Raw genomic sequence first — 13,668 nt, forward strand, 5'->3', positions numbered from 1 at the left:
ATCGAAATGTTACGGCGCCACGCGTCCGAAGAACGCGTGGCGCCGTAACTGTTGTCAGAGCTTGCCGGTGCGCTGCTGGACCATCATGAAGGTGTCGTAATTGTATTCGGCCACCTGCGCCCAGAGATAGTGCTCCTTGCGGAAGGCCTTGATCGAGTCCCAGATCTTCTTGAACGGCGCGTTCGAGGCTTCCATCTCGGCATAGACCTCGTTCGCCTTTTCGAAGCAGGCTGCCAAGATTTCCGGGCTGAACGGGCGCAATTTGGCGCCCCCGGACACCAGCCGCCTCACGGCCGCCGGATTCAGATAGTCGTATTTCTGCAGCATGTTGGCGTCGGCGGCCTGCGCGGCGGTGTGCACCAGCGCCTTGTAGGCCGGCGAAAGCTCTTCGTATTTCGCCTTGTTGAACATCAAATGGACGGTCGGCCCGCCTTCCCACCAGCCGGGATAATAATAATTGGGCGCAACCTTGTAGAAGCCGAGTTTCTCATCGTCATAGGGGCCGACCCATTCGGCGGCATCGATGGTGCCTTTTTCCAGCGCCGGATAGATGTCGCCGCCGGCGATCTGCTGCGGCACGACGCCGAGCCTTTGCACCACTTTGCCGGCAAAGCCACCGATGCGCATCTTGAGGCCCGAAAGGTCGGCAACCGTGTTGATCTCCTTGCGGAACCAGCCGCCCATCTGCACGCCGGTATTGCCGCCCGGCAAGCCAAAAAGACCTTGCGTAGCCAGAAACTCGTTGAACAGGTCGATGCCGCCGCCGTGGTAATGCCAGGCATTGATGCCACGCGCGTTAAGCGAGAACGGAACCGCAGCGCCCAGTGCCCATGTCGGGTCCTTGCCCCAATAATAATATGCCACCGTATGGCAGGCCTCGACGGTGCCGGCGGTGGTGGCGTCCGCAACCTGCAGGCCGGGCACGAGTTCGCCGGCGGCAAAGACCTGGACCTGGAAATTGCCATCGGTCGCCTCCGAAAGCATCTTGGAAAAGACCTCGGCGCCGCCATAGATCGTGTCCAGGGATTTCGGGAAGGACGACGCCAGGCGCCATGTCACTTTCGGATTGGATTGAGCGATGGCCGGTGCGGCAAGCGCTGCTGTAGCCGCTGCGGCGCCCACACCGGTCGCGCCGGCCTTGCGGATGAATGATCGACGATCCATGAAGTCCTCCCTATTGGATCAACAGACCGACGTACGGGAAATGCTCCGTTCCCCGGATCGGCTTCGCGGAAACAATACACGGGCAAGAAGTCGAGTCCAGCTTAGCAGCCGGTTTTGCTGGCGGCGTTTTCACGAAATTCGCGCGGTGAACGCGTCTCCTGCAACTATAGTCTAACGACCGCTCTGTGGCCCATTCGACATGCCGAAACTTGTCATGGCAAAGCGCGTTCGGATCGCCTATTTTAAAGGCAGAATATGTCCCTGCACTGAATGGACCCGGATAAAATGCAGCAGCCGCTCGTCGCCATATCGACCGACGTCCGCCAGTTCGACAACTACACCTGGCATGCTGCTCCGCAGCAATATCTGGAGGCAGCGCTTTCGGCCGCCGGCGTGTTCCCGGTGCTGGTGCCGTCCTTCGGCGACCGGCTCGATTTCGATGAGCTCCTATCATCGGTTGACGGCGTCATGATCACCGGCTCGAAGTCCAATGTGCATCCCTCCCTCTATGGCGGCGAAGCCAGCGAGGCCAATGGTCCCTACGATCCTGCCCGCGACGCCACGACGCTGCCGTTGATCCGCAAGGCGGTTGAGCGCGGCGTGCCGCTGCTCGCCATCTGCCGTGGCATTCAGGAGATGAATGTGGCGCTGGGCGGCACGCTGGCGACCGAAATCCAGGAGCGCGAGGGTTCGCTGGACCATCGCGCGCCGGCGAGCGACAATCAGGACGAACGCTTCGCCATCCGCCAGACCATTTCGATCAAGCCCGGAAGCTGCCTCGCTGGAGTGTTCGGGGCGGGCGACCTAATGGTCAACTCGGTGCATCGCCAGGCAGTCGACCGGCTCGGCCCGAAGCTGCAAATAGAGGCGGTTGCCAGCGACGGCACGGTTGAGGCGGTTTCGGTGCGGGACGCCCGCGCCTTCGCCGTCGGCGTCCAGTGGCATCCCGAATACTGGGTCAAGTCGGACAGCGTCTCGGCAAAGATATTCCGTGCCTTCGGCGACGCGGTGCGCCTGCACGCCGCGGCAAAATCCGGCGCGCGCGCCGCCGCTGAATAGATAACTCAATCGCCCGAAATCAGGGGGCGCTGGCTGCCAGCGACAGCAGCGGGAGGGCCGGCGCGTAGGATTCATAACCGTCGCCGTCGGCGACGGCGAAAGTGACGATCGGGTCGATGTCGTTCGCGCTGAAGGCGACCGTGCCGTCATCCTGCTCCCGCCAGAATTTCGCGCGCTCGACGCCGGGTAAAATCCGACGGCAATTCGCAGCGACCGTCAACAGCGACAGACCATCGGAAATTTCGGCGCCGCGCTTGACCGCGCAGGACGCTTCGTCGCCATTGGCCACCAGCCTGTAGCTGCCGGACGGCGGCGTTGGCTCATTGGCTGCTTCGCCATTGCCACCTCGAAGCAGCTGAACGCTACCGAACAGCGCGGCGACCGCCATCAATGCGGCAAGTGCTTTCATCCTGTATTCTCTGCTTAGTTGGCGAGAGATACAGAATGATTTCAAAGCGTTAAGCCGACGTTAATAAATATGAAAGGTCGCCGCTCAGCTCCGCGCCTTTACCTTTTCCGTCTCCGGCACCGGCGTCAGCGCCTTTCCCCGGGAAAACCAGGAAACCAGGTTGTCGACGCATAGATCGGCCATGGCGCGACGGGTATGGTCCGATGCCGAGCCGACATGCGGCAAAAGCGAGGTGTTGGGGGCGGCGAGCAGCGCCGGCGGCACATTCGGCTCGTCGGCGAAGACATCGAGCCCGGCGGCGGCGATGGTGCCATCGGCAAGGGCTGCGGCAAGTGCCGCCTCGTCCACCGTGCTGCCGCGGCCGATGTTGACGAAGACGCCGTTGGGGCCGAGCGCCGACAGGATCTCGGCGTTGACCGCTTTTTCGGTCGAAGCGCCGCCGGGCGCTACCGAGATCAGCGTATCGACCGCCTCGGCAAGGCCTTTCAGGCTCTGATGATAGTCGTAGGGCAGGCCTTCGACCTGGCGCCGGTTGTGGTAGGCGATCGGCAGGCCAAAGGCCTCCAGCCGCCGGGCAATGGCGAGACCGATGCGGCCCATGCCGAAGATGCCAACGCTGCGGCCGCGCAAGGTCAGCCGGCTTAGCGGATAGTTGCCGTTGCGCTTCCAATTGCCGTCGCGCAGCCAGGTCTCGGCGCGTGGCAGATCGCGGACGGTGTTGATCAGCAGGCCGAGCGCCGTGTCGGCGACCTCTTCGGTCAGCACGTCCGGCGTGTTGGTCACCATGATGCCGCGCTGCGCGGCGTGGCGGACATCGACCGAATCATAGCCGACGCCGAAATTGGCGATGATCTCGAGATTCGGCAACGCATCCATCAGTGGGGCATTTATGCCGCCGAAAGCGGCAATGCCGCGCACCGACCGGCGCAGTTCGTCGGTGACCAGCGACGCATCGGCCCGTTCGATCCCCACGCGGCTGAATGTCCGGTCGATGCGGCCGACAGCGTGGTCGTTGAATTGGCCCGGCACCAGAATGGCGACTGCTTGCTGCTGTTCGGCTTTTGTCATGCACGTTCCACCGGTTTGCCGGTCGACTGGCGCACATGCAGTTCCGGCTTGATCAGTTCCTGCGACGGCCGCACCATCTGCCCATTGAGCTTGTCGAGCAGCGCGCTGGCGGCGCGGCGGCCGACCTCGCGCTGGCCGTTCCAGACGGTGGTCAGCGCCGGCGTCGCGATCGCGGCTTCCTCGAGATCGTCATAGCCGGTGACAGAGATGTCAATGCCCGGCACCAGCCCGGCGCGTGCAATGCCGTTCATCAGGCCGATGGCGACGAGGTCATTCCAGCAGCAGGCCGCAGTCGGCTTGTCCTTCAGCGCCAGGAACTGCCCAGCGGCCTCGAAGCCGGCCTGCTTGGTGCGCGGGCCGGCGATGCGCCAGGACGGCCTGACCTCCAGCCCGGCCGCCTCCATAGCGTTGACATAGCCCTGGTAGCGGTCACGGCCGGTCGAGGTCTGGTCGGTGCCGCCGACCATGGCGATGCGCTTGTGGCCGAGCGAGATCAGATGGTTGGTGGCAAGCCCGGTGCCGTAAGCATCGTCGCCGCGAAACACCGGCACGTCAGCGCCTTCGACCGTGCGCGCGATCAGCACCGCCGGCAGGCCGTTTTCCTCGGCCATCAGGATGTCTTCGGGCGGCGTTCCGATGGCCGGCGACATGATGACGCCGTCGGCGCCAAGCTGCAGCAGCGTGTCGATGAAGGTGCGCTGCTTTTCGAGCTGGTCGTAATGGTTCGACAGGATGAAGGTCTGCCGGCTGCGGTCGAGCTCGCTTTCGATCGAGCGCAGTATCTCGGCGAAGAAGGGATTCATGATGTCATGGACGACGACGCCGACGATGCCCGAGCGCGAGGTGCGCAGGCTGGCGGCGCGGCGATTGTAGATATAGCCGATGGCGCGGGCATGTTCCTTGATACGGTCACGTGTGGTTCCGGCGACCAGCGGGCTGTCGCGCAGGGCTAGCGAGACCGTGGCCGTGGACACGCCGAGCGCATCCGCGATCGTCGAAAGCTTGATCTTCTGTGCCAGCGCCTTGCGCTCCCCCGACGATCTAGAGCTGATCCATGATCTTTTTCCGAAAACCGGATTCCAATTTCGGGATCATGATCTAAACAGTTTAAACGCGGCCTTATGCCACCCTTCCGGAACAAATCAAAGTTTTTTTGCCAGCGCTTCCATCTCGACGTCGAGGGCGGCGCGGTTGCGCACGCGAAGCCGGTGCTCGCGATGGACGATATAAAGGCCGCTGGCGACGATGACGGCCGCGCCGACGAGCGTCCAGCGGTCGGGAAACTGATTGAAGACGATCCAGCCGGCAATGATCATCCAGATCATCTGCGAATAGGGATAGGGGGCCAGTGCCGTGGTGGTGGCGAGACGATAGGCCTGCACCAGGAGCCAGTGGCCAATCGCACCGAAGACGCCAAGCATCATCAGGATGAACCAATGCCAGCCATCCTGCGGCAGAGAGAGTGAAAACGGCAGCATCGGCAAGAGCAGTACGGCCGGCGCCAGCGCCGAAAAGAGGATGAGGCTCTCCGAGGTTTCGGTCGCCGACATGCGCCGCGTCATGATGACGTAGAAACAGTTCGACAGCATCGAGCCGAGCGCGAAGAGGTGACCTATGCCAAAGACGCCGACGCCGGGCCGGGTGATGATGAGGACGCCGACGAAGCCGCTCAGGATCGCCAGCCAGCGCCGCCAGCCGGCCCATTCGCCGAGCAGCGGACCGGCGAGTGCTGTGATCACCATTGGTGCGAAGAAGTAAATCGAGGTGGTTTCGGCCAGTTGCAGGGTCCGCAGCGCCATGACGTTGCAAATGGTCGATCCGAACAGGAAGGCGCCGCGCAGGATATGCGCCGGCAGATTTGTTGGCGCGAAAGCGCGCCGGCTCGCGCCATCCGCGCAGAAAGATACCGACAAGCACGACATGGACGGCGAAGCGAGCCCAAGCGACGATCAGCGCCGAGACGCCTGCCAGGACGAGATATTTGCTGCTGGTGTCGAGGAAGGTGAAAAACACATAGACGCAAAGCATGCAAAGGATCGCCGTCGGAGGCGTCGCTCTTTCGTCTTGTTTTGGGGGAGGACTCAATTTCAGGCCGGATAGTGAGGTGGAGCCACCTTTGCGGGAATTGCCACCTGCCGGCAAGCCAAAAAAGACTGACACAACAACCAGCCGCCACAGGCTTGGTCCTTGTTTCTGCATGTCGGTTTCCCGAAACCGCTACGCACTTTTGGACGACATGCACTAGGATCAAAACCCAATCACGCTGAACGACGGAGTTCGATCCATGAACTGGCCGGACGGAATTATGAAGCCACGATTGGCATGATGTCCAACGTGATGGCATGTATCTGGGGCTTGTCGACCAGGACAATCGCATAGTGGGCGAGATTTTTCTCTCGGACATTGATGGGAGGGTGACGATTACCTTAGGTCAACCTGGGGTGCCTGTTGAGGTAGTCGAATGGATGATCGCCAAAGCCAAGGTTCGCCTGCCGACGACCGATCCTGTTTCGGCTAGCGACGGATCGGGAGGAGTACTGTGAGAACCTTCGCTGAAAGAATAATCGGCAAGTCGATACGCTCCGTTGGAAGAAGTGAAGCAGGGTACGGAATTGACGTTCTTCTCTCCGACGGCACCGGGCTTACTGTCTATACAGAAGTGTCACTGCGAATGAGTGACGCAGCAAGCGGATCGTACATCGAACGCGTTATATCCACCGATCAAGAAATTACCCTTCACTTGGGAGGGAATGACTTCGTCGCGATCTCGATCGACCGCCTAAAACACGATGCCGTCGAGTTGTTCGTCTACGTAGACACGGACGGCACCTTTGTCGTCGAGAACTAAGGGACCGCCTTCCACCCATTGCGGAGCTTGGAGCCGTCATCATAAGCTCCGCCAATGCAACACTCGTCCCTCATATCCTTCCTCAACGCCGAGAAAACGCCCGCCGAGCTTTGGCGGGAGATTGAAGCCGAGGTGAACGAATGCGTAGCTGCCGCGTCCAAGCTTGGCGGCGTGGGGCATGTCATCATCACTGACGGGCCGGATACGATCATTGATCGTCGGCATGTGGAAGTGTTGGTTGGTGGGCTGGCGGACGGCATACTACCGGTCCAAGCAGTCGCCTACATCGCCGATGCGCTGATCATGAGCGATCACTTCGACTTTGGGGACGAGAGCGTCTCGGAGGTTCTGATCTTCCTGTCAGACGAGAGTGCGCCCATTTCGCGAGAAGAGATGCAAGTGCTGCGGAGCCGCCTCTCGACGGGAGGGTAATGTCCGTTTCCACCGATAGTGTTGAAAAAGTCCGACGGGTTGTGAAGCAGGCACCGACAACAGAATCCCATTTCTTGGCAAGGCCTTTTTCCGGAATCTCGATTCGCAATCAGACTCCTTGCGAAACAAATTCTACCCGAGCGTCCCAATGGGCTTGGTCGCGGACTTTTTCAACACTATCCACCCATCTCAGCCGTTGGCGGAAGCCGCTGATTGAGTTTTGACCTAGAGCGACGTGCGTCCACTTGGACGCACAAAGTACGCTCTAACACTTTTAATCTACGCATCGTGCTTTCCGAAAATCGACTACGATTTTCGGGCCGATGCGCTAGGGATGCATACGCGCGCCCTTGATGATCTTGTCGACAAGCTTCTTTTCGGCGCGTAGCGCAATGCCGACGACCTTGGCGTCGTCGGGTGCGAATTCGGCAAAGACGGCGCGGTTCGCCATGTCGTGACCGGTCGAAAACATATCCTCGACATACAGTGAGGTCGTCACGCCGCGGTCCAGCGCCCGCCGGTGGATCGCACTGAGCGTTGGGCGGTCGGCCGAGAGCACAATGACCGGCTGAATCGAGAGCGGGTTATAGATGTTGCCGGCGCGGTCGCGATAGGGTTCGCCGATGATGTCGGTATACTGCGCGACGATGCCGCTGGTCAGGAAGGCGGTGACATTGAGTTTTTGCCAGACGGGAAGGTCGTCCTGCAGCACGATTGCAAATTTGGTGTCGAACATGAGACATTTGCCGTTGGTTCGTGGATGAAAACGATGTCACATGGTCTAGATGGCGAGGCCTTTCAGGGTCTTGGACGTTTGTGCGTTGACGTGGCTCAGAACTGCGTCATCTCGGCCCCCGATTCCGTCGGCATGGAGCGTATCGAGGCACGGTTCCACGGCAGCGCCTTCGATCTCCATCGTCACGACACCTATGCGATCGGCGTGACGCTGCATGGCGTGCAGCGTTTCCGTTATCGCGGCGCGACGCATCACAGCCTGCCCGGCCAGATCATCGTGCTCCATCCCGACGAATTGCACGACGGCGGCGCCGGGACCGAAGACGGCCTGCGTTACAGGATGCTTTATCTGGAGCCGTCCGTCGTGCTGGACTGCCTCGATACGGTCGGCGCATCGCTGCCTTTCGTCAGGGATGCTGTGGTGACGGATCCAGTTTTCCGCACGAGGCTGCTTTCGGCGCTAGGGCCGTTGGACCAGAAGCTGGACGATCTTTTTGTCGCCGACTTCATTGCGCAGCTGATGCAAAGCTTGACACGGCATGCAGGCCTGCCGGCGAAGCCGATCCCAAGGACAGCGTGGCGGGCAGCCAGCCTGGCACGCGACTATCTGGAAGAAAATGTTTTCCGTATCGTCCGTTCAGAGGAGTTGGAGACGATCACCGGGCTGGATCGCTACGCCCTATCGCGGCATTTCCGTGCCGCCTTCTCCACCAGCCCGCATCGCTTTCTCTTGATGCGCCGGCTTCAACGAGCACGCCGCATGATCGAGGCGAACGAACCATCGGCGCAGATCGCGATAGCGGCCGGCTTCAGTGACCAAAGTCATTTTATCAGACACTTCAAGAAGGCGTTCGGCGTCACGCCGGGCCGCTGGTCGACCCTGATCCATGGATCGTCGGCAGCAGCTGCCTGATCGCATCAGCCGCGGATCATTCGTCGGCGTCGATCTCGTCGTCTACGAGAACCATCTCCCCGTTCGAGAGGTTCGCCTCGACGCGGGCGAGCAGCTTGAACAGTGCCTTCTGGTCCTTTTTGTCGAGACCCTTCAGCGCCTGCTTCTCGGTTTTCTTCACCGATTTCTCGATGGCGTGAATGATTTCGCGGCCAGTGTCGGTCAGGAAGATATGGGCCTGACGAGCATCGGCGACAGAGGCGCGCTTTTCCAGGAAGCCCTGCGCCTGCAGCCGGTTGATGGTCTTGGTGATTGTCGGCGGGCGCACGCCGAGGCGGCCGGCAAGATTGCCGGGCGTCTGCCCGTCTTCACGGTCGAGCGCCAGCATGATCTGGTCCTGGCCGGCATAAAAGCCGTGCCCTAGAAGCCGCGCCGCCAGCGCAGTACGTGCCAGCCGCGCCGCCGAATGCAGCCGGCTCATTGTCGCAGTCTTGTCCGCCTTGGCCATGGTCATACCTCTTCGGCCGAACCGGTGTGCGGACAGCATAGAAGCAGCCGCCCGGTTGGCAATCGACGATCAAAAAGATCCGGCTTTGCAAAACAGCTTTGCCGGCAAGCAATGCGATGTCCGCCGTGGCTAATGCCAGATGTTTATTTCAGTTAGATGACAAACGACTTTTCAGTGCAGGTGGAAGCTTGCGGGCAGGAGCGCCGCACATACGAAACGAGACTCAATCAGCCTTTACCGCGACGATCATCAAGGCCTGGTAGGCGTCCGCCACCTCGCGCAGGGCTGCCTGCGACAGCGGCCCGGCGCGCCGCGCGATACCGTCCCTGGCATTCGACGTATCCCGCTTGCCGGACCGGTCGGTGTAGGGCGCGACAGTGGTGAATATCTGCTCGCTGAGGTTGTCGGGGAAAAACAGCTGGCCGGTCATCACCGAATTGTCGTTCGGGAAGACCTTGAAGTGGATGTGGGTGGTGCGACCGCGATACCAGCCGGGATAGATGGTAGCGAAGGAAGCGATGCCGGTGGCGTCCGTCTTTTGCCAACCGCGCAGAAAACTCTGGCTTGAGGTGTCGACATCCTGGCCATCGCCTTGTCCCGGATAGCCCGAATAATGCCCTTGCGCGTCGCAATGCCAGATGTCGACGCGCGCGCCGGGAAGCGGCCGGCAGCCCGCGTCGACCACCTGCAGCCGCACATTGAGGGCAATGCCCGCTTTGCCTTCGGTGATATCGGCGCGCTCGAGCTTCGGGTCGAAATAGAACGGTCCCTCGGTCGCCTCCGGCGTGATCGCGCAGACGCCGGCACCGCTATCGAACAGGGCAAGTCCGGCATAGGGCGAGGCTTCTTCGGCCCTTGCTGCCGCTGGAAGGAAAATACCGCCGCCGGCAGTGACGGCGATGAGACCGAGCGCCCGACGTCGGTTCAATGGAAATGAGGACGGTTTGTCGGACATCCGGCGCCTCTTTCATTCTGTCGAGCAACTCACCTAGTTCTTATCTAGGCAGTGAGGCCAGCCAGCACTAATGAAAGTTCGGCAATGTTGGCGCCTGTTTGGCCCATCGGTTTGCTGCGTGCAAAAGCAAGGCGCACATCCTATATGGAGCCAACAATCCTTTTCGAGGCCCAACATGAGCGATGCACAGACGATGCAGATCCCCGTAACCGTTCTCACCGGCTATCTCGGCGCCGGCAAGACCACGCTGCTCAACCGCATCCTTTCGGAAAACCACGGCAAGCGCTACGCCGTCATCGTCAATGAGTTCGGCGAGATCGGCATCGACAACGAGCTGATCGTGGAATCCGACGAGGAAATCTACGAGATGAACAATGGCTGCGTCTGCTGCACGGTGCGCGGCGACCTGATCCGCGTCGTCGAGGGGCTGATGCGCAGGCCAGGCCGCTTCGACGCCATCGTGGTCGAGACCACCGGCCTCGCCGATCCGGTGCCGGTGGCGCAAACCTTCTTCATGGACGACGATGTGCGCTCCAAGACCAGGCTCGACGCGGTGGTGACGCTGGTCGACGCCAAGCACCTGCCATTGCGGCTGAAGGATTCCCGTGAAGCCGAAGATCAGATCGCCTTTGCCGACGTCGTCGTGCTCAACAAGACAGATCTCGTCACGCCGGAGGAACTGAGCAAGGTCGAGGCGACGATCCGCGCGATCAACCCGGCGGCAAGGATCCACCGCACCACGCGCGCCGGCGTGGCGTTGTCCGAAGTGCTGGACCGCGGCGCCTTCGATCTTTCGCGGGCGCTGGAGAACGATCCGCATTTCCTCGAGGCGCATGACGACCACGATCATCATGAGCATGACCATCACGATCACGATGGCCACCATGATCACGACGGGCACGACCACCATCATCACGCGCACCCTTCCGATATCCATGACGTGACGGTGCAATCGGTGTCGTTGCGCGGCGGCGAGATGGACCCGAAGAAATTCTTCCCGTGGATCGAGAAGATCACCCAGATGGAAGGCCCGAACATCCTGCGGCTGAAAGGCATCATCGCGCTCAAGGGCGATGACGAGCGCTATGTCATCCAGGGCGTGCACATGATCATCGAGGGCGACCACCAGCGCGCCTGGAAGGACGGCGAGAAACACGAGAGCCGGCTGGTGTTCATCGGCCGCGAACTCGATGCCGACCGGCTGAAGAAGAGTTTTGACGCCTGCCAGGCCGCTTGATTTCCAGGCCTTATAACGCTAGCGCTGCACCTTCTTTCCTTCTCCCCTTGTGGGAGAAGGTGGCCGAGCGAAGCTCGGTTCGGATGAGGGGGTGTTCTAGCTTGGCACCAACGGCGATCCTTCCAGCACCCCTCAACCGTCTTGGCGCTGCGAGCCAATCCACCTTCTCCCGCAAGGGGAGAAGGTCGCGTCGCACCTAGCCGCGCTAACGATTTGGAATAGTCTCTCATGCCGACAGTCGCCCCACTTGATCTCCAGGGACATTGCATCGCCGCCGTCTTCCTTGGCGACGTGCCGCATTTTGCCCTGGCCGACGGCGCGATCCATCGGCTTGATCATGGCCACAAGACTGTGCAGGCCAATGACGGGCTGCTGGCCGCCTTCCACGACGCGGCAAACGATCGGCTGATCACCGGCGGCGAGGATGGCAAGATTTTTTCGACTACCGCCGGCGGCAATGCCGCAGAACTGGCAAGCGCCGGCAAAAAATGGATCACCAGCGTTGCCGCCGGACCACAAGGCGCCGTCGCTTATGCCTCGGGCAAAATCGCGTTCGTGCGTTTCGCCGACGGCAAGACCACGGAATTTGCGCATCCGCGTTCGGTCGAGGGGCTGGCGTTCTCGCCTAAAGGCATGCGCTTCGGCGTCGCCCGCTACAATGGCGCGACGCTGCATTTCCCGGCGGCCGACGGCAAGCCTGTCGAGCTCGAATGGGCCGGCGCCCACACCGGCATCACCTTCTCGCCGGATGGCGCCTTCCTCGTCACCACCATGCAGGAGAACGCGCTGCATGGCTGGAAACTCGCCGGTGGCAAGCACATGCGCATGAGCGGCTATCCCGGCAAGGTCAAAAGCCTGTCGTGGAGCGCCAAAGGCAAATGGCTGGCGAGTTCCGGCGCGCCGGCGGCGATCGTCTGGCCGTTTTCGGGCAAGGACGGGCCGATGGGCAAGGCGCCGCTGGAGCTCGGCACGCGCGGCAACGCCATGGTGACCTCGGTCGCCTGCCATCCGAGCCAGGATGTCGTTGCCGTCGGCTATGATGACGGCATGGTGATGGCGGTGCGTTTCGCCGACGCCAAGGAGGTGCTGCTGCGCCGACCGGGCAAGGGCGCCATCACCTCGATGATGTGGGACAAGGAAGAGCGCCGCGTCGCCTTCGGCAGCGCGGCCGGCGACTGCGGCGTCATCGACATTTCGGCATAAGCGGGAGTCTCTACTCGGCCCCGCAGGTGACCTTGCCGGTCAAGGCGGCAGGCTCGCCGTCCTTGTCGGCGTCGGCCGTACCGCCATAGATCGCAAGCGAATAGCGCCCGTCATAAATGCCTTCTTCGCTGACCTTGGTCAGGATCGTCAGTTCGACTGAGCTATAGGTGTTTGCGACCTCGTGCTCACGATAGACGAGCAGCCGCAGTTCCTTGCCGTCGAGCCAATATTGCGTCAGGTTGGAATCCTCGAACACTGTCTTGCGCAAATCGTCGTCAACGGGCCTGCCAAGAATTTCGAGGTCACCGCGAAAATTGAAGGTCGGACCGCCCATGCCTCTGGTGACGCCGGCTTCGACCTCGAATTTCACTGCGGCATCCTCGGCGGAGCACCAGATGCCGCCGGTGGCGAAGGCCGTGCCGGCCGACAGCAGCAGCGTTGTTATACATAAGATCGTCCGCATCTTTTCCCCCAAGCCACAGACCCCACTGATGCTGGAGGATGCCCTGAGGTCAAGCGCCAGTCCTCTTCTATCGTGGCCGCTGAACCAATGCAGGGTAGCCGCGCGGCCAATTGCGGTCTCGGACGCCGATTGGCTAGAGTGACCTACGAGAGGGGCCTTCATGCATACAATCGACCATTCAAAGACGTCCATCGGCGGCATCAGCACTGCCCGCATCGCCGATCTGCGCGAGACCGAGGCCGAAGCCTTCCGCAAGGCACGGCCGAAATCGGCAGCGAAGGCCGGCAATGGTCTGCCGGGCTTCTTCGGCGGCGTGCCGATGCACTGGATGAACGACTGGCCGACGCCGTTCCCGATTCTGGTCGGCAGCGCAAAGGGCGCCACCATCACCGATATAGACGGCAACCGGCTCGACGACTTCTGCCTCGGCGATACCGGCTCGATGTTCGGCCATTCGCCGCCGCCGGTCGCCCGCGCCATCCGCCGGCAGGCTGGGCGCGGCCTCACCTACATGCTGCCTTCGGAGGATGCACTCGCCATCGGCCCGCTGCTGCAACAGCGCTTTGGCCTGCCGTTCTGGCAGATCGCGACGACGGCGACCGACGCCAACCGCTTTGCGCTGCGCGTCGCCCGCGCCATCACCGGCCGGGAAAAGATCCTGGTCTTCAACGGCTGCTATCACGGCTCGGTCGACG

The 13,668-nt window shown here is 61.6% G+C and carries 16 protein-coding genes and 1 pseudogene; 8 read left to right on the forward strand and 9 right to left on the reverse strand.

Annotated features, from left to right (window positions below):
- Positions 1–54: 54 nt before the first annotated feature.
- Positions 55–1,164, reverse strand: coding sequence for a TRAP transporter substrate-binding protein (locus E5W87_RS05895; RefSeq protein ID WP_292394885.1), 1,110 nt, complete (start codon positions 1,162–1,164; stop codon positions 55–57).
- 285 nt (positions 1,165–1,449) lie between these two features.
- Between E5W87_RS05895 and E5W87_RS05900 the strand changes: the two genes are divergently transcribed.
- On the forward strand, positions 1,450–2,223 hold the full coding sequence (locus E5W87_RS05900; RefSeq protein WP_292394887.1) for a gamma-glutamyl-gamma-aminobutyrate hydrolase family protein: 774 nt from the start codon (positions 1,450–1,452) through the stop codon (positions 2,221–2,223).
- 19 nt (positions 2,224–2,242) lie between these two features.
- Here the strand turns inward: E5W87_RS05900 and E5W87_RS05905 are convergent, their stop codons facing one another.
- The 4 genes and pseudogenes from E5W87_RS05905 to E5W87_RS05920 all read right to left on the reverse strand — a co-directional run bounded on the left by E5W87_RS05905 (position 2,243) and on the right by E5W87_RS05920 (position 5,728).
- A complete protein-coding gene (locus E5W87_RS05905; protein ID WP_292394896.1) occupies positions 2,243–2,632 on the reverse strand; it encodes a hypothetical protein in 390 nt (129 codons plus the stop codon).
- Between the two features lie 84 nt (positions 2,633–2,716).
- Positions 2,717–3,700 (reverse strand): 2-hydroxyacid dehydrogenase, encoded by a 984-nt coding sequence (locus E5W87_RS05910; protein WP_292394898.1) that lies wholly within the window; start codon positions 3,698–3,700, stop codon positions 2,717–2,719.
- Complete coding sequence (locus tag E5W87_RS05915) at positions 3,697–4,719, reverse strand: LacI family DNA-binding transcriptional regulator (RefSeq protein WP_292394928.1); 1,023 nt, start codon at positions 4,717–4,719, stop codon at positions 3,697–3,699. Before E5W87_RS05915 ends, E5W87_RS05910 begins: the two co-directional genes overlap by 4 nt.
- Before the next feature lie 123 nt (positions 4,720–4,842).
- A pseudogene (locus E5W87_RS05920) lies at positions 4,843–5,728 on the reverse strand (DMT family transporter).
- Between the two features lie 314 nt (positions 5,729–6,042).
- On the opposite strand from E5W87_RS05920, the gene E5W87_RS05925 reads away from it, so the two are divergent.
- The 3 genes from E5W87_RS05925 (at position 6,043) to E5W87_RS05935 (ending at position 6,980) form a co-directional block, all read left to right on the forward strand.
- The gene (locus tag E5W87_RS05925) at positions 6,043–6,243 is read left to right on the forward strand and encodes a hypothetical protein (RefSeq protein ID WP_292394900.1); all 201 of its coding nucleotides are present in this window, start codon (positions 6,043–6,045) and stop codon (positions 6,241–6,243) included.
- Positions 6,240–6,548, forward strand: coding sequence for a hypothetical protein (locus E5W87_RS05930; RefSeq protein WP_292394902.1), 309 nt, complete (start codon positions 6,240–6,242; stop codon positions 6,546–6,548). Before E5W87_RS05925 ends, E5W87_RS05930 begins: the two co-directional genes overlap by 4 nt.
- Positions 6,549–6,680: 132 nt before the next feature.
- The gene (locus tag E5W87_RS05935; protein ID WP_292394904.1) at positions 6,681–6,980 is read left to right on the forward strand and encodes a hypothetical protein; all 300 of its coding nucleotides are present in this window, start codon (positions 6,681–6,683) and stop codon (positions 6,978–6,980) included.
- Between the two features lie 328 nt (positions 6,981–7,308).
- On the opposite strand, the gene E5W87_RS05940 is transcribed toward E5W87_RS05935, so the two are convergent.
- Entirely contained in the window at positions 7,309–7,716 is a 408-nt protein-coding gene (locus E5W87_RS05940) for a DUF2000 family protein (RefSeq protein WP_292394906.1), read from the reverse strand.
- Between the two features lie 33 nt (positions 7,717–7,749).
- Between E5W87_RS05940 and E5W87_RS05945 the strand changes: the two genes are divergently transcribed.
- Positions 7,750–8,628, forward strand: coding sequence for an AraC family transcriptional regulator (locus E5W87_RS05945; protein WP_292394908.1), 879 nt, complete (start codon positions 7,750–7,752; stop codon positions 8,626–8,628).
- 16 nt (positions 8,629–8,644) lie between these two features.
- On the opposite strand, the gene E5W87_RS05950 is transcribed toward E5W87_RS05945, so the two are convergent.
- Both E5W87_RS05950 and E5W87_RS05955 read right to left on the reverse strand, forming a co-directional pair.
- Complete coding sequence (locus tag E5W87_RS05950) at positions 8,645–9,115, reverse strand: MarR family winged helix-turn-helix transcriptional regulator (protein WP_292394910.1); 471 nt, start codon at positions 9,113–9,115, stop codon at positions 8,645–8,647.
- Between the two features lie 223 nt (positions 9,116–9,338).
- Positions 9,339–10,070, reverse strand: a complete 732-nt coding sequence (locus E5W87_RS05955) for an intradiol ring-cleavage dioxygenase (RefSeq protein WP_292394912.1) — start codon at positions 10,068–10,070, stop codon at positions 9,339–9,341.
- Positions 10,071–10,245: 175 nt separating this feature from the next.
- On the opposite strand from E5W87_RS05955, the gene E5W87_RS05960 reads away from it, so the two are divergent.
- Together E5W87_RS05960 and E5W87_RS05965 are read left to right on the forward strand one after the other, a co-directional pair.
- The gene (locus E5W87_RS05960) at positions 10,246–11,307 is read left to right on the forward strand and encodes a GTP-binding protein (protein WP_292394914.1); all 1,062 of its coding nucleotides are present in this window, start codon (positions 10,246–10,248) and stop codon (positions 11,305–11,307) included.
- 228 nt (positions 11,308–11,535) lie between these two features.
- On the forward strand, positions 11,536–12,510 hold the full coding sequence (locus tag E5W87_RS05965; RefSeq protein ID WP_292394916.1) for a WD40 repeat domain-containing protein: 975 nt from the start codon (positions 11,536–11,538) through the stop codon (positions 12,508–12,510).
- A gap of 10 nt (positions 12,511–12,520) precedes the next feature.
- Here the strand turns inward: E5W87_RS05965 and E5W87_RS05970 are convergent, their stop codons facing one another.
- The gene (locus E5W87_RS05970) at positions 12,521–12,973 is read right to left on the reverse strand and encodes a hypothetical protein (RefSeq protein WP_292394918.1); all 453 of its coding nucleotides are present in this window, start codon (positions 12,971–12,973) and stop codon (positions 12,521–12,523) included.
- Between the two features lie 160 nt (positions 12,974–13,133).
- Here E5W87_RS05970 and E5W87_RS05975 point away from each other — a divergent pair.
- On the forward strand, positions 13,134–13,668 hold a 535-nt coding region (locus E5W87_RS05975), incomplete at its 3' end, for an aminotransferase class III-fold pyridoxal phosphate-dependent enzyme (RefSeq protein WP_292394920.1).

Origin of the sequence: Mesorhizobium sp., assembly GCF_004962925.1 — a bacterium.
GTDB lineage: Bacteria > Pseudomonadota > Alphaproteobacteria > Rhizobiales > Rhizobiaceae > Mesorhizobium.

Excerpts from the sequence above, each read along its gene's own strand:
- E5W87_RS05895 (WP_292394885.1), bottom strand. The coding sequence starts at position 1,164 with ATGGATCGTCGATCATTCATCCGCAAGGCCGGCGCGACCGGTGTGGGC.
- E5W87_RS05900 (WP_292394887.1), top strand. The coding sequence starts at position 1,450 with ATGCAGCAGCCGCTCGTCGCCATATCGACCGACGTCCGCCAGTTCGAC.
- E5W87_RS05905 (WP_292394896.1), bottom strand. The coding sequence starts at position 2,632 with ATGAAAGCACTTGCCGCATTGATGGCGGTCGCCGCGCTGTTCGGTAGC.
- E5W87_RS05910 (WP_292394898.1), bottom strand. The coding sequence starts at position 3,700 with ATGACAAAAGCCGAACAGCAGCAAGCAGTCGCCATTCTGGTGCCGGGC.
- E5W87_RS05925 (WP_292394900.1), top strand. The coding sequence starts at position 6,043 with ATGTATCTGGGGCTTGTCGACCAGGACAATCGCATAGTGGGCGAGATT.
- E5W87_RS05940 (WP_292394906.1), bottom strand. The coding sequence starts at position 7,716 with ATGTTCGACACCAAATTTGCAATCGTGCTGCAGGACGACCTTCCCGTC.
- E5W87_RS05945 (WP_292394908.1), top strand. The coding sequence starts at position 7,750 with ATGTCACATGGTCTAGATGGCGAGGCCTTTCAGGGTCTTGGACGTTTG.
- E5W87_RS05950 (WP_292394910.1), bottom strand. The coding sequence starts at position 9,115 with ATGGCCAAGGCGGACAAGACTGCGACAATGAGCCGGCTGCATTCGGCG.
- E5W87_RS05955 (WP_292394912.1), bottom strand. The coding sequence starts at position 10,070 with ATGTCCGACAAACCGTCCTCATTTCCATTGAACCGACGTCGGGCGCTC.
- E5W87_RS05960 (WP_292394914.1), top strand. The coding sequence starts at position 10,246 with ATGAGCGATGCACAGACGATGCAGATCCCCGTAACCGTTCTCACCGGC.
- E5W87_RS05965 (WP_292394916.1), top strand. The coding sequence starts at position 11,536 with ATGCCGACAGTCGCCCCACTTGATCTCCAGGGACATTGCATCGCCGCC.
- E5W87_RS05970 (WP_292394918.1), bottom strand. The coding sequence starts at position 12,973 with ATGCGGACGATCTTATGTATAACAACGCTGCTGCTGTCGGCCGGCACG.